At 68.4% G+C, this 20,805-nt stretch carries 20 protein-coding genes; 7 read left to right on the top strand and 13 right to left on the bottom strand.

Features of this window, described 5'->3' with window-relative positions; genetic code table 11:
- Positions 1–256: 256 nt before the first annotated feature.
- Both ACU6XJ_RS24915 and ACU6XJ_RS24910 read right to left on the bottom strand, forming a co-directional pair.
- On the bottom strand, positions 257–1,666 hold the full coding sequence (locus ACU6XJ_RS24915; RefSeq protein WP_476316464.1) for a 4-hydroxyphenylacetate 3-hydroxylase N-terminal domain-containing protein: 1,410 nt from the start codon (positions 1,664–1,666) through the stop codon (positions 257–259).
- A gap of 326 nt (positions 1,667–1,992) precedes the next feature.
- Positions 1,993–2,979, bottom strand: a complete 987-nt coding sequence (locus ACU6XJ_RS24910) for an AraC-like ligand-binding domain-containing protein (protein WP_476316461.1) — start codon at positions 2,977–2,979, stop codon at positions 1,993–1,995.
- A gap of 350 nt (positions 2,980–3,329) precedes the next feature.
- Between ACU6XJ_RS24910 and ACU6XJ_RS24905 the strand changes: the two genes are divergently transcribed.
- Positions 3,330–3,983 (top strand): UdgX family uracil-DNA binding protein, encoded by a 654-nt coding sequence (locus tag ACU6XJ_RS24905; RefSeq protein ID WP_476316459.1) that lies wholly within the window; start codon positions 3,330–3,332, stop codon positions 3,981–3,983.
- Between the two features lie 12 nt (positions 3,984–3,995).
- On the opposite strand, the gene ACU6XJ_RS24900 is transcribed toward ACU6XJ_RS24905, so the two are convergent.
- Positions 3,996–4,385, bottom strand: coding sequence for a VOC family protein (locus ACU6XJ_RS24900; RefSeq protein ID WP_476316456.1), 390 nt, complete (start codon positions 4,383–4,385; stop codon positions 3,996–3,998).
- A 75-nt stretch (positions 4,386–4,460) separates the two neighbouring features.
- On the opposite strand from ACU6XJ_RS24900, the gene ACU6XJ_RS24895 reads away from it, so the two are divergent.
- A complete protein-coding gene (locus ACU6XJ_RS24895) occupies positions 4,461–5,000 on the top strand; it encodes an MOSC domain-containing protein (RefSeq protein WP_476316453.1) in 540 nt (179 codons plus the stop codon).
- Positions 5,001–5,235: 235 nt separating this feature from the next.
- Here the strand turns inward: ACU6XJ_RS24895 and ACU6XJ_RS24890 are convergent, their stop codons facing one another.
- From ACU6XJ_RS24890 to ACU6XJ_RS24860, 7 genes are all read right to left on the bottom strand, one after another.
- Complete coding sequence (locus ACU6XJ_RS24890; protein ID WP_476316450.1) at positions 5,236–5,832, bottom strand: class I SAM-dependent methyltransferase; 597 nt, start codon at positions 5,830–5,832, stop codon at positions 5,236–5,238.
- Positions 5,832–6,560 (bottom strand): tyrosine-protein phosphatase, encoded by a 729-nt coding sequence (locus tag ACU6XJ_RS24885; RefSeq protein ID WP_476316448.1) that lies wholly within the window; start codon positions 6,558–6,560, stop codon positions 5,832–5,834. Before ACU6XJ_RS24885 ends, ACU6XJ_RS24890 begins: the two co-directional genes overlap by 1 nt.
- A 362-nt stretch (positions 6,561–6,922) precedes the next feature.
- Entirely contained in the window at positions 6,923–7,522 is a 600-nt protein-coding gene (locus ACU6XJ_RS24880) for a dihydrofolate reductase family protein (protein ID WP_476316445.1), read from the bottom strand.
- 54 nt (positions 7,523–7,576) lie between these two features.
- On the bottom strand, positions 7,577–9,388 hold the full coding sequence (locus ACU6XJ_RS24875; RefSeq protein ID WP_476316442.1) for an ArnT family glycosyltransferase: 1,812 nt from the start codon (positions 9,386–9,388) through the stop codon (positions 7,577–7,579).
- Between the two features lie 17 nt (positions 9,389–9,405).
- On the bottom strand, positions 9,406–10,641 hold the full coding sequence (locus ACU6XJ_RS24870) for a bifunctional glycosyltransferase family 2/GtrA family protein (RefSeq protein ID WP_476316439.1): 1,236 nt from the start codon (positions 10,639–10,641) through the stop codon (positions 9,406–9,408).
- A 52-nt stretch (positions 10,642–10,693) separates the two neighbouring features.
- Positions 10,694–12,142 carry a sensor histidine kinase gene (locus ACU6XJ_RS24865; RefSeq protein ID WP_476316436.1) on the bottom strand — a complete coding sequence of 483 codons (1,449 nt, stop codon included), beginning with the start codon at positions 12,140–12,142 and terminating at the stop codon, positions 10,694–10,696.
- A gap of 55 nt (positions 12,143–12,197) precedes the next feature.
- Positions 12,198–12,929, bottom strand: a complete 732-nt coding sequence (locus tag ACU6XJ_RS24860; protein ID WP_476316434.1) for a response regulator transcription factor — start codon at positions 12,927–12,929, stop codon at positions 12,198–12,200.
- Between the two features lie 173 nt (positions 12,930–13,102).
- On the opposite strand from ACU6XJ_RS24860, the gene ACU6XJ_RS24855 reads away from it, so the two are divergent.
- Positions 13,103–13,840 carry a hypothetical protein gene (locus ACU6XJ_RS24855; protein ID WP_476316432.1) on the top strand — a complete coding sequence of 246 codons (738 nt, stop codon included), beginning with the start codon at positions 13,103–13,105 and terminating at the stop codon, positions 13,838–13,840.
- Positions 13,841–13,921: 81 nt separating this feature from the next.
- The gene (locus ACU6XJ_RS24850) at positions 13,922–14,560 is read left to right on the top strand and encodes a class I SAM-dependent DNA methyltransferase (RefSeq protein ID WP_476316429.1); all 639 of its coding nucleotides are present in this window, start codon (positions 13,922–13,924) and stop codon (positions 14,558–14,560) included.
- Positions 14,561–14,665: 105 nt separating this feature from the next.
- Here ACU6XJ_RS24850 and ACU6XJ_RS24845 read toward each other — a convergent pair whose 3' ends face one another.
- Positions 14,666–15,214: a TetR/AcrR family transcriptional regulator gene (locus tag ACU6XJ_RS24845; protein WP_476316426.1), complete on the bottom strand. Its 549-nt coding sequence runs from the start codon at positions 15,212–15,214 to the stop codon at positions 14,666–14,668.
- 107 nt (positions 15,215–15,321) lie between these two features.
- Here ACU6XJ_RS24845 and ACU6XJ_RS24840 point away from each other — a divergent pair, with 107 nt between their 5' ends.
- Positions 15,322–15,747 (top strand): pyridoxamine 5'-phosphate oxidase family protein, encoded by a 426-nt coding sequence (locus tag ACU6XJ_RS24840; RefSeq protein WP_476316423.1) that lies wholly within the window; start codon positions 15,322–15,324, stop codon positions 15,745–15,747.
- Positions 15,748–16,797: 1,050 nt separating this feature from the next.
- Complete coding sequence (locus tag ACU6XJ_RS24835; protein ID WP_476316420.1) at positions 16,798–17,751, top strand: tyrosine-type recombinase/integrase; 954 nt, start codon at positions 16,798–16,800, stop codon at positions 17,749–17,751.
- Here the strand turns inward: ACU6XJ_RS24835 and ACU6XJ_RS24830 are convergent.
- Both ACU6XJ_RS24830 and ccmA read right to left on the bottom strand, forming a co-directional pair.
- Positions 17,748–19,145 carry a DUF6297 family protein gene (locus ACU6XJ_RS24830; protein WP_476316418.1) on the bottom strand — a complete coding sequence of 466 codons (1,398 nt, stop codon included), beginning with the start codon at positions 19,143–19,145 and terminating at the stop codon, positions 17,748–17,750. The genes ACU6XJ_RS24835 and ACU6XJ_RS24830 overlap by 4 nt on opposite strands.
- Entirely contained in the window at positions 19,142–19,759 is a 618-nt protein-coding gene (ccmA, locus tag ACU6XJ_RS24825; RefSeq protein ID WP_476316416.1) for a heme ABC exporter ATP-binding protein CcmA, read from the bottom strand. The genes ACU6XJ_RS24830 and ccmA overlap by 4 nt, the downstream gene beginning before the upstream one ends.
- Before the next feature lie 201 nt (positions 19,760–19,960).
- On the opposite strand from ccmA, the gene ku reads away from it, so the two are divergent.
- Positions 19,961–20,797 carry a non-homologous end joining protein Ku gene (gene ku / locus ACU6XJ_RS24820; protein WP_476316413.1) on the top strand — a complete coding sequence of 279 codons (837 nt, stop codon included), beginning with the start codon at positions 19,961–19,963 and terminating at the stop codon, positions 20,795–20,797.
- Positions 20,798–20,805 lie beyond the last annotated feature (8 nt).

Raw genomic sequence — 20,805 nt, 5'->3', positions numbered from 1 at the left:
ACCGACGAGTCGACCAGGGCGGCCATGGCTTGACGGCCGCCCTGCTCTCCTCCGCCACCCCGGGCAGGGTGACCTTGATGCTCCTCGGCTTTACTCTCGGTCCATCGCCGAGACCGTGACGCGGACTGCCGGCTACTCGCGCGGGAGGCCGAGCGGCATGGGGAGGGCGAAGCCTGATGACGCGGACGCTTGATCCGGTCGCCACCGACCCATACCGAGGAGCCTCACTCCGATGGCCCCTGCTCCGTCACGGGCATCAACTCGCCGCGGCCGTTTCCGCATCGGACCGCCACCTGCCGTACGGCCGGTTCCCGCCGCGGAGCAGACCCGATTCGACCAGCCACCTGTTGACCTTCTCCACGTTCCGGTACACGAGCACGTTCTCCCAGGGCACGAAAACCCGGTCCAGCACCAATTCCGCGCGGCTCTGACTTAGGTGACAGTCGATCCGGACCCCACGGGCGTTGAGCGGCAGCATGAACAGCACCGCCTCATCCGCGGCGGCATCGGCGGGCAGACTCGCGGGCCCGACCAGCGCCACGTGGCTCACCGCCGCCTCGACATCCACCGCCTTGGTACCCGACACCACGATCCCCGCGTCGCGCTCGGCCACCGCCCGAAGCGACCCCGCACGCCCTTCGCCCGAACCCGCGCCGAGCCGCGGCGGCGGGTCGGCGATGGCGACGCTGATCGCCAAGCCCTGGGTGGCGCAGCGCCGGTGCCACTCACGCGCGGCGTCCGCGAACGGCTCATACAGCGCGTGGTTCACCGCGAGCCCGACCAGAAATCCCGCCAGGTGATCCGGCACCCGACTCGCCGCGCCTCCGGCGGCGTGGGCCGTGTGCTCGGCTGCTTGTGACTGGGAGAAAATCAGGTCGGACGGCGGGGACACGTGATCACCGGCAGGGACCGCGACTGCTTCGGCGCAGGCGCGGTCGTGGGTTGCCGACATCAGGTCCGTGGTGTGGTCCGGGTCCACCGACTCCGTGCGCGCCGCATGGCCGGCTTCCACCGACATCTCGTCGGCGATGGAATTCGGTGTTGCCGACATCTCGCCTACGTCGTCCCGATCCCACTCCATCTCGCCTACCGGTTGGTCCGGGCCTACCGGCACTTCGCGTGTCGTGTCGTTCGGGCGCGTTGGCGCCTCGGGGTTTCGATCCGCCGACACGTCGTCCGCGGTGGGGTCCGGGCCCGAGAGTGAACCCTCGCGATTCCCCGGCTCATCGTTGACGGCACCGATTGGGCTGCTCGGCCCGGCTGTCGGTGTCGCTGCGGTGGAACTCGGTTCCATCGGGCGCGGATTCGTGCGGTGGCCGGAATGGTCTGCCCCGGAACGGGCTTGGTCTGCGTCCCGCTCCGATGTTCGCCCGCCGGCGGGCGCCGACGCCAGCGTTCGCGGGACGCGATGGCCGGTGTGGCGGTCGATCGCGGTCAGGGTGTCGCGGTGCGCGGGCTCGTGGAGCAGGTCGTAGCCGTGCGCCGCCGAGTAGGCGGCGTGCCGGAACGCGGCGTGGGTCGCGACGTCGGCCACCCGGGTGCCGTCGACGAACACGTCGCGTCCGTCGCGCAGGCTGCGCAGGTAGGCCTCACCGGTCAGCAGATCGTTGGGAATGTTGTATCGCGGATCGGACTGCTGCTCGCGCAGCGCGGATGTATGCCACATCTGTTCCCCTCAGAACATGACGATGCGAGGTGTGCCGGTGTCCGGCTTTCGGTGGCGCGGACACCTTTGGTCGAGGCCGTCGGAGCCGATGTCCCCTCGATCGGCTCCGCAGCGGCGCCGCGACGGTGCCAATCACGGTCCGATTGGCCTCAATTCGCGGCTTGTCGGTGCCACTGCGAGGTCGAAGTGGCACCCTCCGGGCTTTGCGTAGACACCCCCACCGGCTTGATTCGCCCTCGGGCGCACGGGATAGGCACCCGAGCGCACCATCCCGGCGCCGTCCCGGTGCGCGGCGGGAAGCGGCGAATACCGTCGGCTGGGTGTGGTCAGCTGGCGGCGGCGATGTGGTGAAGCGGCGGACGACCGTCGGGCCGGTGCTCTCCCGGTGCGAACGTGGCGCCGCCGCGGCGGCAGTCCGTTGGGGAGAAGCCGTAGGCCTGGCGAAACAGCCTGCTCAGGTGGGACGCCCCGGTCAGACCCCACCGTCTGCCGATCGCGGCCACCGTCAGGTGCGCCAGGCGCGGGTTCATCAGGTCCTGGTGGCAGCGAGCCAGCCTGGCCTCGCGGATCCAGCGGGCAGGGGAGGTGCCGCATTCGTGGAACAGCAGCTGCAGGTAGCGCACCGAGATGTGGTGGGTGCGGGCCAGCGAGGCCGGGTCCAGGGCGGGATCTCCCAGGTGTTCGCAGGCGTGCGCCTGGATGCGCCGCAACAACGCATGCCGGGCGTTGCCCGCCTCGGGCAGCGGAACGTGCTCGGCGACCAGGGTGGCGACCAGGCTCGCGATGCTCTGTCCGACCTGGTCGGCCGCGGCGACGTCGAGCTCTTTGAGGTGCGCGGCCAGACCGTCGAGCAGTCTGCGCAGCAGCGCACCGACTCCGCGGTCGGTGGGCCAAGGCGAACTGGGCAGCAGGCGGTGGCGCTGCTGATCGCCGAGGCCCGCGACGTGCCGCGGCAGGGTGAGCATGATCAGCCGGGTGCGCCCCGGCGTGACCAGCGTGTGCGCGCGGGAGTTGTCGAAGGCCACCAGATCACCGGGGCGCGCGGTGACGCGCCTGCCGTCCTGGGCCACCTCGGCGGCGCCGTGTTCGATCAGGCAGAGCCCGAGGCTTTCGGTGTCGTTCTGCGCGGCCATCCGGTCGTCGCGCCAGATGATGTGGGCGTCGGCTTCGACCAGAGTGGCTCGCAATGCGCCGAGGTCGCACCGGGTGATGGTGCCGTCGAACGGTCCGCTGTCGGGTCGCAGCACCCTGGCCGGGCCACCCGACATGCGAACGAGATCCCGCCAGATACCGAATTGCTGGTCCGATGCCACCCGGGTCGTCGACAGAACTTCGACAGATTTCTTCGTCCCGGTGTCAATACGGGTGATGTTGTCCACGTTCGATTCCCCCCAGAATCAACGTAATGGTGTCGTCCCCGTCGGGCCCACCCCCCCGGTATCAGCCCATTTCACGGCGGTGACGGCACCATGCTCGACGCTTGTCGCCGTGCACAGCTCCCAGCTTACTTATCCTGAAAGGGCCTCGCGACATGGTTTTGTCACCGAGAATTTGTAGTGCTCATGAATTCCCGACATTTGCGGAACAAAGCCGGTGACGAATTCACGAAGCCATTGTCGTCTCGCCGGGCGGGGGTAGCGGACGGCCGGTAGCCTCGGTTGACATGCCGAAGACCCGCCCCACCGCGGAGCCCTTCGTTCCCGAGGACGCCGACCTCAACGCCCTGCGTGCCGCCGCCGCGGGCTGCCGCGGCTGCCCCCTGTACGCCGACGCCACCCAGACCGTGTTCGGCGAGGGCGATCCGCACGCCAGGGTGGTGTTGCTGGGGGAGCAGCCCGGTGACTCCGAGGACCGCCGAGGCGAGCCGTTCGTGGGGCCCGCGGGCAAACTGCTGGATCGCGCGCTCGTCGACGCGGGCATCGACCGCGACCGCACCTATGTCACCAACGCGGTGAAACACTTCAAGTTCGCCCGCGCGGAGCGCGGCAAGCGCCGCATCCACAAGCCGCCCAACCAGACCGAGATCGTCGCTTGCCGCCCCTGGCTCGCAGCCGAACTGCGGCTGCTGCAACCGGAGGTGCTGGTCTGCCTCGGCGCCTCGGCGGGCAAGGCACTGTTCGGTTCGTCGTTCCGCGTCACCGAGGTACGCGGCACACCGATGCCCGCACCGGAACTGGACGCCGACCACCCGACACCGCGGCCCACCGTGATCGCCACCATCCACCCCTCGGCGGTGCTGCGCGCCGATGACCGCGACGCCATGTACGAGGGCTTGGTGGCCGACCTGAAAGTGGTCGCCGCGACCCTCACCCCATGACCTGCGCCCCGATCACGCCGAGCCGCGGGGTGGCTCGGTGGGGGTGACCGCCAGCGGGTGCCGCGGCTCGTACAGCCCGATCTCACCCGCGCCGGGCACCGCGAAGCGGGTCATCAGCCCGTAGCCCTCGTCGGTGACCGGCTCGGTGAACTCCACACCACGGGCCTCCAAGTCCGCGACGGTCCGCCGGACGTCATCGCACATCAGGTACAACTCGTGCAGGCCGGGTGTGCCCGGGAACTCCTTGGACACCGGGTGCACACCGACCTCGGCGGGCGGCAACCCGAAGATCAGCCATCCGTCGCCCGCGTCCACGGCGGGCAGTTCCAGCACATCCCGCAGGAACGCCCGGGTGCGGTCGGGGTCGTCGGAGTAGATGAGTGCGTGCATGCCGTTGATCACGTCGGCTCCCTGTAGGTGTGGCGGGTGGGTCAAGCTGAACAGTCGGCAACGTTCGCCGCCACCGGGGAGGTCACAGTGGGTGCAGTGTTGGCCGTGAGCCGCGACGAGACGCACGCCTTCAGCAAGCCCGCGCGGCAGGAGATCCGGCTGCTGGCCGGTCTGGGTGTGGAGGGCGACGCCCACCAAGGGGTAACGGTGAAGCACAGGTCGAGGGTTGCCCGCGATCCCCACCAGCCCAATCTTCGGCAGGTCCACCTGATCCACAGCGAGCTCCACGAGGAACTCCGCGCGGCCGGGTACCAGGTCGGACCGGGGGACATGGGGGAGAACATCACCACAGCGGGCCTGGATCTGCTGGCCCTGCCCACCGGCACGCGACTGCGGATCGGCACCACAGCCGTGGTGGAGGTGACCGGGCTGCGCAACCCCTGCGTCCAACTCGACCGATTTCAACAGGGTTTGATGGCCGCTGTCCTTGACCGTGACACCGAGGGCAACCTGGTCCGCAAGGCGGGCGTGATGGGCATCGTCGTGACCGGTGGCGTGGTGCGTCCGGGCGACGCGATCGCCGTGGAGTTGCCCGACCGGCCGTTCACGGCACTGCAGCCCGTGTGACGTGACCCCGACCGGCTCTGCGGCCGATCGGCCCTGATCCGACAGGAGTCGGGCCGCGGGCATGGCGCCCTTATGTGCGGCGCGGCGGCAGCGCCGGGTCCAGGCTGACTGCCGCTTCGCGAGCGTCCCCGTGCGCGGTCGGAGCCATCGCGTGCCTGCCCTGCACGGGTTGCTTGGTGTCCGAGCGGCAACGCACCGCAGGCTCCCGAGCAGGGATGGCGCGGAACGCGCGACGTCAGCGGGGTGTGGATTCGATGCCGGGCTTGGTCCAGGTCAAGGAGTAGCGCCACAACAGGCGCCGCCGGTAGCGCACGCCCGGCAAGACCTCGGCGGCGAGGGCCCGGATGTCGGCGTAGGTGTGCGGTGGTGGCCAGCAGACCGGCGCCGAGTGCTGCCAAAAGCCCCTGCGCAGCCGGTGATAGCGATGTGCGGCGGCCGCGGCGAACTCGCGGGGGAGGTCCGCCGGATAGCTGCCGCGGGCCACGCCCACCACGACGAGGCTGCCGCCGGGCCGCAGCAGTTCCCGCATGCGCAGCAACGCCAGGCGGGCGTCCATGTGATGCAGCGCCGCCACGGAAGCGACCACGTCGAACGATGCGGACGGCAGGGGATGCCGGAGGAAGTCCGCGACGATGTAGTCGATGGCGCCGCCGTGGCCGCGGGCGAGGTCGATACTCGGCGCGTCCACATCGATCGCCGTCACCTCCGGCACGCTGCGGCGCAGTTCGCGAGCCAGGACGCCTTCACCGCAGCCGACGTCCAACGCCCGCACGGCATCGGGCGGTATCGCCTGGTGCACCAGCCGGTGGTAGTGGATGTTGTGATTCCACATCACCCCAGCAACCGGTCCCGCAACGCGGTCAGCTCGGACTCGCTCAGACCTGCCGAACGCAGGTAGGCCGCGGTGTCGAACCCGTCCAGGGCAGCCAGCAGCGCCTGCGCCGCGGTGGTCTTCTCCACCGCCAGCAACTTCTCGATCGCGGCCTCCTGATCGGCGAGGCCCAACTCGGCGAACAACGGCCGCAGCCGCGCACCGCTGAGCGCGTGATCGGCCACGATGGTCTCCGGCGCGACCCCGGCCAGCGACAGCAGCAGCGCGGTGATCAGCCCGGTGCGGTCCCGACCCGCGGCGCAGTGCACCAGCACTCCGCCAGGTTCACTCGCCGCGAAGGCCCGCGGCACCGCCGCGACCCGCTCGGGCGCGCGTGCCAGCAGCGGCCGGTAGTACAGGGGAGTCCCGCACAGCGGGTCCCACCGCTGCCAGAACTCGGTGTCGGAGCGGTCCTCCAACGGCACAGGCACCGCCGTCACACCTGCCGGACAGAGATCGGTGTCCAGCGGCTCACCTTCATCGCGGATGTCGACGACGGTGCGCACGCCGTAGTCCCGCAGCGCCGCCCACCCGGCTCGCGTCAGCCGATACGGCGCCTCGGACCGCACCACCGACCGCCACCGGGTGGCGCGTCCGTCAACCGTCGGCAGGCCCCCGAGATCACGCGCATTGAACAGCCCGTCCCATTCCAGATGCCGAACCTCACCCATGACCGTCAGACGTCTCACCCACACAACGGTTGTCCGCACCACTTCGAGACCCAAGTCGGCCCCTACGAAAAGAAACGCCCATTGGTCGCCGATGCCCGGCATGATTTCTTACTTCCACACCGACGGCGAATGGGTGTGGCCTGCGGCAGAGACGCATTACCCGTGGCACAAAGCGCCCGCCGTCGCCTGGGCTGGTCGACCCATCGACAAGCCCAGGGCCGGTCCCCCGATCACCCCGGGGGAGCAGCCAGGACCGACCACCGGCCACGCTGGCTCCGACCCCAAGTGACTGGCTCGTCGCGCGGCCCACCTCCCGCCAGGCACCGCTCCCAGCGGGAAGCAAACCCGTTTCGCCTTGCTCTCATCGACGTGGACGTCTTTCAGGAATACCGGACCCGGTAACTCAGGTGGGTCACGTTGTTGCCCTGCCGCACCGACAACGGGCCCTCCAACGTGACCGGCGCACCGGTCAACTCGTCAAAGAACGAGGTACCGCCGCCGAGCAGCACCGGCACCAGATCCACCCAGATCTCATCCAACAGCCCGGCGTTGAGGCACTGCCGGGCGATGGTGCCGCCGTTGACCCCCACGTTCTTCCCACCCGCGATCTCCCGTGCCGTCGCGACCGCGGCCTCGATGCCGTCGGTGACGAAGGTGAACTCGGCGTCCTCGCGGGGCCACCCGTCCGGAACCCGGTGGGTGAGCACCACGACCGGTCTCCCGATCGGGTGGTTGCCGTCCCAGCCGGAGGTGGAGTCGAACAGCTTGCGACCCACCACCAACGCCCCGGTCTCCGCCACTAGGCGCCGCCAGTGCGCCGCGCTCACCTCCGACAGCCGCAGCGTCAACTCCTCGTGCGTGGTGGGCACGACGACCTCACCGTTGCCGTACCACTGGAACAGGTGCTCGAAGCCCGTCTCGCCCGGCCCGGAGATGTAGCCGTCCAACGACATGCTCGCCCCGGTATAGACCTTGCCCATGTCCGCTCCTCGTGATCGTCACCTTGATGGTTGGACCACGAGGAGCGGCGAAACTCATCGCTTCGTCAGGTCGTACACGGTCCACCCGTCGACGGTCGTGGGGGTGAAGTTCTGCTCCACCCAGGCGGCGATGTCGCTGTTGCCGCGCGGGCCACGCATGCCGCCCATGCCGCCACCCGCGACGAAGTACCGCACCCGACCCTCGGCGACGTAGCGCTGAAACTGCTCCACGGTGGGTGCCGGATCGGACCCGGTGAACCCCCCGATCGGGATCACCGGTCGCCCGCTCGCCAACTGCAGCGGACCGGCGCCGTGGGAGCCGACCGCCGCCGCGGCCCACGTCTCGGTGGTCGCCTTCAGCATCTCGGCCAACCGCGGACTCACCGACTCCCGCTCACCAAGCATCCGCCCCGGATCACCGCCGGCCGGGTCGGTCGCGGCCGGGCCGGAGAGCGGGACACCACCGCGATGCGCCTCCGCCGCCGTCACCACCGTCGTCGCCCCGGTGCCCGCCACCCCTGCCAACACCGTCGCCACCGCCAACGCCGCAGCCGCCCGGCTGCCCAACGCGATCGCCGCGGCGGCGAGCAGACCCACCGCCAGCACCGTCCACCGCAACCACGGCAGCCACCACTCGACGCGGGTGAGCAGGATGAACGACCACATCGCCGTCACCGCGACCATCACCGCCAACACCAGCCGGGCGCCCACCGTGTGCCTGCCCCGCCACAGCTCACGACCCGACACCGCCACCACCGCGGCGACCGCGGGCGCCAACGCCACCGCGTAGTACTCGTGCACGATGCCCTGCATAAAGCTGAACACCAACGCGGTCACCAGCAGCCACCCGCCCCACAACACCAACGCCGCGCGAGACCGGTCTGTGCGCGGCGCGCGGCGGGTGAACCACAGCCCGGCGACCAGCCCGATCAACGCCGCGGGCAGCAGCCAGGAGATCTCCATGCCCCACGAGGGGTTGAACATCCGCTCGAGACCGGCGCTGCCGCCGAAACCACCGCCGCCCGGACCGCCACCCACCACCTCCATACCGCCGCCGCCCCCGCCCAAGGAGGGGTTGCCCGCGCCGCCGAAGATCCGGCCCAGCCCGTTGTAGCCCAGCGCCAACTCCAGCACCGTGTTGTCCTGCGACCCGCCGATGTAGGGCCGGTCACCCGCGGGCCACAGGTCCACCACCGCCACATACCAACCGGCCGACACCACCAACGCCACCAACGCCCCACCCAGATGCACAAACCTGCGCCCGAGCCCGGTCGGCGCCGCGATCAGATACACCAACGCGAACGCGGGCAGCACCAAAAACGCCTGCAGCATCTTGGTGAGAAACCCCAACCCGACCGCGACACCCGCCAACGCCAGCCACCACGGACTCGCGGCCTCCACCGCCCGCACCACGCAATACGCGCCCGCAACCAGCAACAACACCAGCAACGCATCAGGATTGTTGTACCGGAACATCAATGCCGCCACCGGCGTCAACGCCAACCCGGCACCCGCCAGCACACCCGCCACCGGCCCCGACCAACGACGCACCGCCGCATAAAGCAGCCCCACCGCCGCCACCCCGCACAGGGCCTGCGGCGCCAGCATGCTCCACGACGAATACCCGAACACCTGCCCCGACAGCCCCATCAGCCACAACGCTGCGGGCGGCTTGTCCACAGTGATCACATTGCCCGCGTCCAGCGAACCGAAGAACAACGCCTTCCAACTCTGCGCGCCCGCCTGCGCCGCCTCCGCGTAGTAGCTGTTCGCCACACCCAGCGAACCCAGATCCCACAGATACAGCACCGCGGTCACCACCAACAGCGCCACCACCGCCGGGCGCTCCCAGCGCGGCCTCGTCATCATGCGCTCCATCACCGTCAGGACACCCGCTTCGGGTTGAACACCCAGCCACGCAGCAACAAAAACCGCAGCACCGTCGCCGCCAGGTTCGCCACGATCAACACCACCAACTCCACCCCGCGACCCGGTACCGCCACCGCGTGCAACACCGCCAGCGACCCGCTGGTCAACGCCAAGCCCAACGCGAACACCACCAGACCCTCGAACTGGTGCCGCGCCACCCCCGAGGAGCCCCGCACCCCGAACGTGATCCGCCGGTTCGCCGCCGTATTGGCGACCGCGCATACCAACAACGCCACGAAATTCGCCGCCTGCGCACTCATCCCGCCCCGCAGCAGCGTGAACAGCACCAGATACGCCAGCGTGCTCGCCACCCCGACCGCCGCGAACCGCACCAACTGCCGCAGCAGCCCGCTCTGCACACCCGGGGTGGGCACCTCGATCGGCGAGCGCCCCAACTGGCTGCGAAGCTGCGCCATCGGCACCCCACCGGTGGCCAGCGTCCGCCCCAGCCGCACGATCCCGCGCAGATCCGCCACCGCCGTGGCCACCAGTTCCACCCGGCTGTCCGGATCGTCCACCCAATCCACCGGCACCTCGTGAATCCGCACCCCCGCCTCCTGCGCCAACACCAGCAACTCGGTGTCGAAAAACCACGCCGTGTCCACCACATGCGGCAGCAGACCGTGCGCCACATCCGCCCGGATCGCCTTGAACCCGCACTGGGCGTCGGAGAACCGCACCGACAACACACCCCGCAGCAGCACGTTGTAGCACCGCGAGATCAACTCCCGTTTCGCCCCACGCACCACCCGCGCGCCCCGCGCCAGCCTGCTACCGATCGCCACATCCGAATGCCCGGAGATCAGCGGCGCCACCAGCGGTCCCAACGCCGCCAGATCCGTGGACAAATCCACATCCATGTAGGCCAGCACCCCGGCATCCGAGGCCAGCCACACCGCGTGCAGGGCCCGCCCACGGCCCTTCTCCGCCACATGCACGGCGGTGACCTCGCCGAACTCCGCGGCCAGCGCCTGCGCCACCACCCAGGTGCCGTCGGTGCTGGCGTTGTCGGCCACCGTGATCCGATACGAATAGGGGAACTGCTCCGACAAATACGCGCGCAGCCTGCGAACACAGGGCTCCAGGTCACGCTCCTCGTTGTGGACAGGGACCACAACATCAAGGACAGGGGAGGGGCCCACGGTAAGGACAGGGCGCCGGTCACGCGCCGCAACAGAGGTCGCTGTCATGACCACGACACTCGACGCCGCGGCTGGGTGCCCCATGTGCCGCCGCTGTGCGTCAACTGTGTGCGGGCAACCGCACCGTGAACCGCGTCCGACCCGGCATGCTGGCCAACTCCACCGACCCGCCATGGGCCGCCACCACGGCCGCCACGATCGCCAACCCCAGCCCGGTGCTGCCCGCCGCCCGCGACCGCGAGGTGTCCCCGCGGGCGAACCGCTCGAACACCTCCGGCTGCAACTCCACCGGCACACCCGGCCCGTCATCGGTCACCGCGATCACCACCTGGCCGTCCTCGGTGGACACCCCGGTCGTCACGGTCGTCCCCGGCGGGGTGTGCGTGCGCCCATTGGTGAGCAGGTTGGCCACCACCTGGTGCAACCGCAGCGGATCACCGACCGCGAAAACAGGCTCCTTCGGCAACTCGATCTGCCACTGGTGCGCAGGCCCCGCCACCGTCGCATCGCTGACCGCGTCGATCACCAGCCGCGACACATCCACCTTCGCCCGCTCCAGCGGACGCCCACCGTCCAGCCGCGCCAACAGCAACAAATCCTCCACCAGCGCCGTCATGCGGCCCGCCGCCACATGCACCCGCCCGACCGCGTGCGCCACCTCCGGCGGCACCTCGGCACGGTGCCGCTCGGCCAACTCCGCATACCCGCGGATCGCCGCCAGGGGAGTGCGCAGTTCATGGCTGGCGTCCGCCACGAACAACCGCACCCGCATCTCGCTCGCATGCCGCGCGTTCAACGCCTCCCCGATATGCCCCAGCATGCGGTTCAACGCCGCCCCGACCTTGCCGACCTCGGTGTCCGGATCGGTGTCCTGCTCGGGCACCCGCACCGCCAACGCCACCTCACCGCGGTCCAGCGGCAACTCCGCCACACTGCTCGCCGTCGCCGCCACCCGGTTCAACGGCCGCAACGACCGCCGGATGATCCACACCCCGGCCAAACCCGTCATCACCACCGCGCTCAACGACACCGCGCCCAGAATCCACGCCACACCCATCACCGTGCTGCTCACCTGCTCCAACGGCAAACCGGTCACGATCACCATGTCGTTGGGCATGCGCTGCGCACTCAACCGATACGAGCCGTACTCCCCAAGATCACGCGTGTACGGTTTGCCGTCCCTGGGCAGCTGCATCAGCGTGAGCAACGGCGGCCCGTACAGCTGCTCACGCGCCCCATCGCTCGGCTTGAGCCTGCCCGCGTCCCACAGCACATCGCCCATGATCAACGCGTTGATCGTGCCGACACCCTGCCCAGGTGCGTCCAGCGGAGCACGCGCGGTCTCGACGACGGGAGGCCGCGGCGGGGGACCGGTGATCGTCCCGTCGGGAGTCTTGATGAACAGCCGCGCCCGACTGCCCGACGCCGCCAACTGCGAATCAAGCTGACCGATCAGAAACGACTCCAGCCCCACCACCGAGACCACCACGATGATCAGACACACCCCGGACAACAGAGCGAGCTGACCCGCGATCAACCGGGACCGCAACGTCCAACTGCGCTGCGCCCAACCTCGCCGGGTCCGATCGCGCTGGGTCGAATCGCTAGGCCGCCGGTCGAAGGACATACCCCGCGCCCCGCATGGTGTGGATCATCGGCTGCCGCCCAGCATCGATCTTCTTCCGCAGATACGAGATGTACAGCTCGACGATGTTGGCCTGCCCACCGAAGTCGTAGTTCCACACCCGGTCAAGGATCTGCACCTTGCTCAGCACGCGCCGCGGATTGCGCATCATGAACCGCAACAGCTCGAACTCCTTGGCGGTCAGCTGAATCGACTCACCCGCCCGGAACACCTCACGCGAATCCTCATCCAACGTCAGATCACCCACCACCAACGACGCACCCGCGCTCGCCTCGGTCACCCCGGTCCGCCGCAGCAGACCCCGCAACCGCAGCACGACCTCCTCCACACTGAACGGCTTGGTCACATAGTCATCGCCCCCAGCGGTGAGCCCACCCAGCCGATCCTCCAAAGCATCCTTCGCGGTCAGGAACAGCACCGGCAGCCGCGGGCTCTCCGCCCGCATCCGCCGCAACACCTCAAGCCCGTCGAAGTCCGGCAACATCACGTCCAGCACGACCGCGTCCGGCCGGAACTCCCGCGCCTCCCGCACCGCGCTCACCCCGTCCGCGGCGCTGCGCACCTCCCAGCCCTCATACCGCAGCGCCAGCGTCACCAACTCGGCGAGCGTCGGCTCATCGTCCACCACGAGCACCCGGACCGGCTGCCCATCCGGCCTGCGTAGTTCCGGTCGCGAGTTCACGGCATGCATGCCTCCATCGTGGCCTGCACCTATATGGCCGACCTGTGGGTTCCCTGTGTATCAGCTGTGTCCGATTACGGCCGGTCCACGTCTTCAAAGGGACCGCAAACCAGCCACACAGCACCCGCACAGCAACCGCGGGCAGCGTGGACTCCACGACAACGCCACCTGGGAGGACCACGATGACCGACAACCCGGCCCAGAAACCGGACCCCCAGCCCCACCAACCGGCACCACCCGCCGAAGCACCCGCGGGGGAGGCCGCCCCGCCGCCGCCCGCGCCCGGACAGCCGACATCCGCAGCACCGCCTCACTGGCACACCGGAGCAGCCGAGCAGACCGACCGCATCGCAGCCCAGCCCGCCTGGGGAGAGGCGCTTCCCGCCAGGACCGGCACCGGATGGACCACCCGCAAGACCGTGGCCACCGTCGCCGTCGCGGTGGCGGTCATCGCCGCAGGCGGCCTCGCCGTCTACGCCGCGAGCGGCCCGGCAGGCGCCGCCCTCCAACGCGGTCCCGGCGGCGGAGGCGGCCTCGTCATGGCCGGTCCCGCAGCCTTCATGCCCGACGCCCTCCACGGCGACTTCACCGTCGCCGACGGCAAAGGCGGCTACACCACCTCCACCATGCAGGTCGGCAAGATCACCGAGATCAACACCACCGCACTCTCCGCCACCAGCGAAGACGGCTACACCAAGACCTACCTCATCGACGCCGACACCGTCTTCGCCGCCCAAGGCGGCGCCGCAAGCATCACCCCAGGAAAAACGGTCACCATCACCGCGACCCCCAACGGCGACACCGCCACCGCCGACACCGTCAGCGAAAACACCGGACGACGCAACACCGGCCCACGCGGCGGCCAGCAGCAAGGCGTTCCCCCCAACCGCGACGGAGCAGGCCAACCCCAGAACAGCTGAGCCCCCTCGCGGTTCTGGCGCGATCACCCTCAGATCGCCCAGAACCGCCCAGGGGGACAGGGGAGCGCCTAGGATCACCACATGAACAGGCCCGATCCCGACACTTCCGCCGCCGCCGTCTTCGACAAGATCGGCGAACGCTACGAAGCGGAATTCGGCCAAGCCCCCGGCAGGTTCCAAGCCATCACATGGCTCCGCACCGAACTGCCACCCGGCGCCACCGTCCTCGACATCGGCAGCGCGACCGGCGTCCCCACGGCCCGACAACTCACCGAAGCGGGCTTCCAGGTCACCGGCATCGACGTCTCACCCCGAATGGTCGACATCGCCCGCACAAAGGTCCCCGCCGCGACCTTCATCCTCGACGACGTCCGCACCTTCAGCACCCGCCCCGAATCCTGGGACGCCGTCTGCGCGTTCTTCTCGCTCCTGCAAATCAGCCAGGCCGAGATCAAACACAGCCTCGCCCGGATCGCGGGCTGGCTCAAACCCGGCGGCCGCCTCGCCCTGGCCACCGTGCCGGGCGAGGCCGACAACGTGCCCGTCGACTTCATGGGCGAACCCATCATCGTCTCCAGCTTCACCCGCGACGACTACCGCCGCCACCTCGGCAACGCCGGATTCACCATCATCACCGACTCCATCCTCGAATACACCCCACCAACCCCCAACGCCCAACCCGAACCCGAACTTTTCCTCCACGCCGTCCGGTCCCGGTGATCACGCCGCGCCCGCGACCACCGGACGTGATCGGAACTCAGGCAGGCGCGCCTAATTCGGCGTTCGAATGTCAGAACCTATGCCCACACCGGCATAGGTCGAAGATCAGTTCGTGGGAATCAGTCCGCGGCAGAGCCTGCGGATCTCGGCGGCCATCCGGTCCTGGTCGCCAGGGGAGTGGAGCAGATGATCAGCAGTGCCGTGCATCGCGTGGTACAGGATGATCGCCGTCGCCAGGGGATCGGGCACCTCGGCGTCAAGGTCCGCGATCAGATCCCGCAACGCATCGATGGCATGGTTGCTCGTCGGCTGCTCAGGCCGCTCCGTGTGGTGAAACAACACGTCATGCAGCCGAACGTCGCCCACATACTCCGCGATGCCCGCCAACACCCACCGCTCGACCCGCTCAACCCCATCGACCGCGCCAGCGGCCTCCCGCTGCCGAGCCACGAACCGCTCCACATATCGGTTGCGCAGCCCGTCCACCAACTCGGACTTGCTGGCGAAGTGCAGGTAAAACGTCCCCTTCGCCACCCCCGCACCCACGGTCACGTCATCCACGGTGAGGGAGTCGATGCCTTTCCGCAGCACCAACTCCTCAGCCGCGTCCAACAACTCGGCCCGACGCTGCCCACCCGGCTTGGTCCGTCCCACACCGCCTCCAACCGCCAGAACTGCTCCCAACGACCCCTACCGAACCACAGCCACACCCGCACCAGCTGAAACGGCCATTGTCAGACCTGTTGCGTAGCCTTAGGCGCATGGCGCTGTCGAAAGAAGAACGTGAACAGTTCCTGGCAGAACCCCACATCGGAGCGCTGTCAGTGATCGAGAAGCCCGATCGCGCACCGCTGACCATCCCCATCTGGTACCAGTACACCCCAGGGGGAGACCTGTGGGTGAGCACGCCCGCCGGTTCCCGAAAGGCACGCGCGATCAACGCCGCGGGCCGCTTCAGCCTGATGGTGCAACGGACCGAGCCAACCGTCCGCTACGTGTCGGCGGAAGGCCCGGTGGTCAGAACCGCCCCAGGCAGCCACGAGCATTCGCTGGAGATGGCCACGCGGTACCTGCCGCCAGAGAAAGCCGCCGCCTTCGTGGAGTACGAACAAGCGCACCTGGGCGAACACATCGCCATCTACATGCGGCCGGAACACTGGCTGTCCGCCGACATGGGCCCGATCTGATCGCCGAGAAAGCCGTCAGCACCCGCGTGCCACCCTTCGCATCCAGCTGGCACAGACGTGACGAGAAGGCCTGCCCAGCCAAGAGGCCTTAGTCCGGACCTCACCAAAGCCAACAACCCGAATCGGCCGACACCGCTGCAACACACCGGCTGCCCTATCTCCATTGAAGTGGCCGGTAGACCATCGCCTGGCGATGCACCGAAGTTGATCGCGAGTTGTCTCCAGCTTGACTGAGGTTGCGGGGCACCGGAAATGACATCCCGGTGCCCCGCAAGAACACGGCAGGGGAGCCTCTCAGACACAGGCTGTCTCAGCCAACCTGGCCGCTGGAGATTGGCCAGCTTCGTTGAGACAAACACCGGCGCCTCCCGATGTGGGGAGGCCCCTCGAAGACCTAACTTAACATAATGTAGGTTATCGGCCAATCGCCCGTACCACGCAAGATCACTCGAGAGGGGTCTACAACCCCGAATCTCGACGTGTTATCCACAGCAGCGAAGCTATCCACAGATTTCCCAGAGGCCCTCGCCAGAAGGGTCATAGCCGATAGACTGGCGCAGGGCGTTGCCCCCTGGGAGGGCGGGGGGACCCACTAGGAAGCGAATCCGAGTTATTTTCTGCTGCCTAAAATCAGGTCCAATATGAGTGAGTCTCCATTACTCCGAGGGTTCGGCTAGTCCCGATAGATTCGTCACCGTGACATAACTAGGTGGGATGGCTGGATGGCCCAGAGCAGCTGGTTTTGTTGCGGGAGTCCGGTTTTCGTAAGTTGATCAAGCCGCGAGGTCGGCTTGGATCGTCCGGTTGCTTGGTGTGCTGTTCGGCGTTGCGGTGCTCGAGCCAAGGATTGATGTTGGGCGGATCGGGTTCGGAACGCTGGTCGGAAATGAATCAGCGGAATGGCCGCAGTGCGGTCCCCCGGAATGTGGAGGTCGGCATCGATGGGCGCATTTCATGCATAATGCTGATTATGCATGAATCTCCTAGTTGATCACTGGAGATGGGCGGGCCCGCGGCGGGAATGTCAGGGGTGGGCGGTACAAGATCCACATGCAGTTGATCGAGGCTCAGGATGCGTTCTTTGCTGCGAGGCGGCCGCGGAAGGATTCGCCGCACACCACCGCTGCCTATCGGCGGGATCTGGCTGGGATCAATGGACTGCTGGCCGATGGGTTGGCCACTCCCCTGCCCGACCTGTGTCTGGGTGACCTTGGGGCGGCTGGGTTGCGGGCGGCGTTCGGACGGTTCGCGGACTGTCATGCCAAGTCCTCGGTGTTGCGGGCCTGGTCGACGTGGAATCAGTTTCTGACGTTCTGCGTAGTCGAGGGGCTGTTGGAGGGGAATCCGATGGGGGCGGTGGCGCGGCCGAAGGCGCCTGCGCTGAGTCCCAAGCCGTTGCGGGGTGAGGAGACGCCGGAGCAGTTGTTGGAGGCGGTGACGGCGGGGGTGAGTCGGGCGCGGGATCCTTGGCCGGAGCGGGATGTGCTGGTGTTGGCGCTCGGGTTGGTGGCGGGGCTGCGGTCGGCCGAGATGCGGGCGCTCACCTTGGGTTGTTTGGCCGGGCGACCGGGTGAGCGGCGGCTGCATGTGCGGGGCAAGGGCAGTCGGGACCGCTCGATCCCCATCGAGGAACCGATGGCCGAGATCGTCACGCGCTACCTGGACTCCTGCCGCAGGCGGTTCCCCGGGCTCCACAGTGGACCCAGTGCGGTGCTGCTGCTGGATCGGCAGGGTGAGCCGATCGGGCGGGGTGCGTTGGATTACCTGGTGAAGAGCTGTTACCGGGCCGCGGGGTTGCATGACCGGGTGCCCGCGGGGGCGAACCTGCACGCGTTGCGGCACACCTTCGCCACACGGCTCGCCGAGGATGGGGCGACGGCGGTGGAGATCATGCGGTTGCTGGGACACGCCTCGTTGGCGACCAGCCAGAATTACATCGATGCGACCAGCAGGGACCAGCGCAGCGCCGCGGCGGCGAACCGCACCTACCGCGCGTTGCGTTAGGCGAGCATCAGCTGGACGGCGACCAGGCACAGCATGAGGCCGGGGCCGCGCAGGAGTTGGATCAGCATGCTGGGCTGTATCAGGCCGAACGGGGTGTCCACGCTGGCGCCGCCGTAGCTGATCATCGGCTTGGTGGCCATCGCGTAGATCATCAGCAGCAGGCTCAGCGGCAGTGTGATGACCTGCGCGAGGCTGACCGAGGCGACGGCGGGCAGCGCGAGGGCGATCCACACCACGGCCGCTGCGCCGGGGACGATCAGGTGGATCAGTTTCATGGGCAGGTCGGCGAGGCCGAGGGTTCTGCGCAGTGCCTTGGAGGCTGCGACTTTGCGGAGGCCGACGGCCAGCGGTGAGATGGAGAAGTAGCCTGCGATGAGTGCGGTCACCGGTATCCAGGTGGGTGGCAGCAGGAGACCGACGGCGTAGGGCAGGACGAGCAGGCAGGTCGCGATGGCCAGTTCGGGTCGGTAGCGGCGCAGACGCATCAGGTCGGCGCGCAGCAGCGCGATCAGGCGGGTGCCGCCGATGCGGCGGGAGTGGACGGTGCCGACGGCTCGCCAGCGGCGCAGGGACAGCGCGGCGGTGAGGAAGCTGGGGTCGAGCCAGCCCGCGGTGACCTTGCCCGCGAGGACGAGGTCCGCTCCCCTGCTCAGGGCTCCGCGTGGGAGTCGGCCGAGTCCGCGGAGGGCGGTGAAGACCGTGTAGGCCAGTGCGGGCAGCAGGAGGACCGCGATGCCCGCGGGCAGGACCTGGGGTGGGGCCAGTGAGCGGCCGAGGTTTCCGAGTACGACCAGGACGACGGTTTGCAGCACGGCAAGGGTGACCAGGACGCGGGAGAGCAGCATGGTGGCGCGGTGGGCCCAGGTGCTGGTTTGGCCGAGTACGCCGAGGGCGACGAGTGCGGCGCCGGTGCTGGCGCCGAGGGTGGCGGCCCAGATCAGGGCGGCGGCGCTCGGGCCGAGTGCGGCGATGAGGGCGGTGGTGACGGCGGCTCCGGCGAGGGCGCCGATCGCGAGGGTGGTTCTGAAGGTGCCGACGAGGAGGTCGTGGCGGTCGGCGGGCGTGGCCAGCAGCCAGCTGTGGGTGGCGGGGGTGGCGACGAGTGGTCCGAGGCTGAGCAGGAGGTGGAGGGCGAGGCCGGTGAGCAGGGTGAGGGCGGGCATGACAAGCCAGTCGAGCATCGGCGAGTGGATGATGGGTGGGGCGTCCACGGAGCGGCGGAGGGCCTGGGTGATGAGGCCGCCGCCGATGAAGGCGTAGAGAGCGAGTTGGTAGAGCTCTCCCGCGCGTTGAGCGGTGCTTCGTTGGTGGTGTTGTTTGCGGAGTCGGCGCAGGTCGGTGCGCAGTTGGCGGGCTGTGGGGGTGGGTGGCTCGGGTTCGGCGAGCACGGTCATGAGCCGACCTCGATGGTGCTGTCGGCAACGGCGTCGACGATGCGTTCGTCGTGGGAGGCGAACAGGACGGCGGTGCCCGCGGCTTTCTCGGCTTGGAGGCGTTGGGTGAGCCAGGCGCGGCCCGCGGTGTCCAGGCGTTGTTCCGGTTCGTCGAGCAGGAGCAGTTTTCGTGGCCGGACCAGGCAGGATGCGAGCGCGGTTCGGCGGAGTTGGCCGCTGGAGAGGGTGACGGGGAGTTGGTCGGCCGCGCCGGTGAGGTTGAGTTCGTCGAGGACGGCGGCGACCAGGTCGGTGGGGTCGGGGGTGCCGTGGGCTCTGGCGAAGAGTTCGAGGTGTTCGGTGATGGAGAGGTCGGGAAAGAACTCGAGGTCGTCGAGTACGGAGGCGACGGCGGCTCGAATTGTGGGGTCCGTTTCGTCCATTCGGCGATCCCCGAAAGATACTTCACCTTCGTCGGGGAGATCGATGCCTGCGATGCAGCGCAGCAGGGTGGTCTTTCCTGATCCGTTGGGACCGATGACGGCGCATGCTTGACCTGCGGGAAGGGAGAAGCTCACGCCGTCGAGTACGGTGTGCCCCCCAAACCGCCGAGTCAGCTCCTCGACCTTCAGCACGTTTTCATAATACGCGGGCGAATGCGTGCGGTGGATAGCCCCGGCGGCACTGGTCCCCAATCACGAAACGATTACATATATAGTTCTTCGGAACTACTCCCCTGCGTTGAATTTCATTTGCCCAGGTGTCGACTCGCTCCTAACTACTCCGTTTGGGTGACACGGGATGCGGTGCTATGACCGGGGAGGTACCCAGATGGCATGCGTGCGATGTGGCGAGGAGCGATCTCCTTTGGGCTGGTCAACATCGCCGTGCGCCTGTATGCGGCCACCGAGGAGCATGATTTCCGGTTCCACCAGGTCCACCGGAGCGACAATGGCCGGATCCGCTACAAGCGGGTGTGTGAGGTCTGCGGCGAGGAGGTCGCCTACGCGGACATCATCAAGGGCTATGAGCTTGATGACGGCAGGCTGGTGACGCTGGACCAGCAGGACTTCGACCAGCTTCCGATCAAGACCGACCGCGCCATCGAGGTGCTGGAGTTCGTGCCGGTGGCCGAGGTGGATCCGATCTACCTGCAGCGCAGCTACTACCTGGAGCCGGACAAGGCGGCTTCGCGGCCGTATGTGCTGCTGCGGGACGCGTTGGCGCAGGCCGACCGCATCGCGATCGTGAAGATCACGCTGCGGCAGCGGGAGACGTTGGCGATGGTGCGGGTGCGCGACGACGTGCTGGTGCTGCACATGATGCTGTGGCCCGATGAGATCCGGGTGCCGGAGTTCGAGTTCCTGCGGCAGGAGATCACCGTGCGGCCGCAGGAGTTGGCGATGGCCGACTCGCTCATCGAGAACATGACGGACACGTTCGATCCGTCGGAGTTCCGCGACGACTACCGTGATGCTCTCCAGCAGGTCATCGAGGCCAAGGCGGAGGGTGCGGCGCTGCCGGAGAAGCCCGCCGCGGCGGACACCGGTGAGGTGGTCGACCTGATGACCGCGCTGGAGCGCAGTGTGGAGGCCGCGAAGGCCTCCCGCGGCAAGCCCGCGCCGAAGAAGGGGCAGGCGAAGAAACCAAGGAGCCGCAGGAAGACCGCATGAGCTGGGGG

This window comes from Actinorectispora metalli, assembly GCF_056323685.1.
Note: the sequence above shows the minus strand (reverse complement) of the source record. Positions and strands in the feature narration are given on the sequence as shown.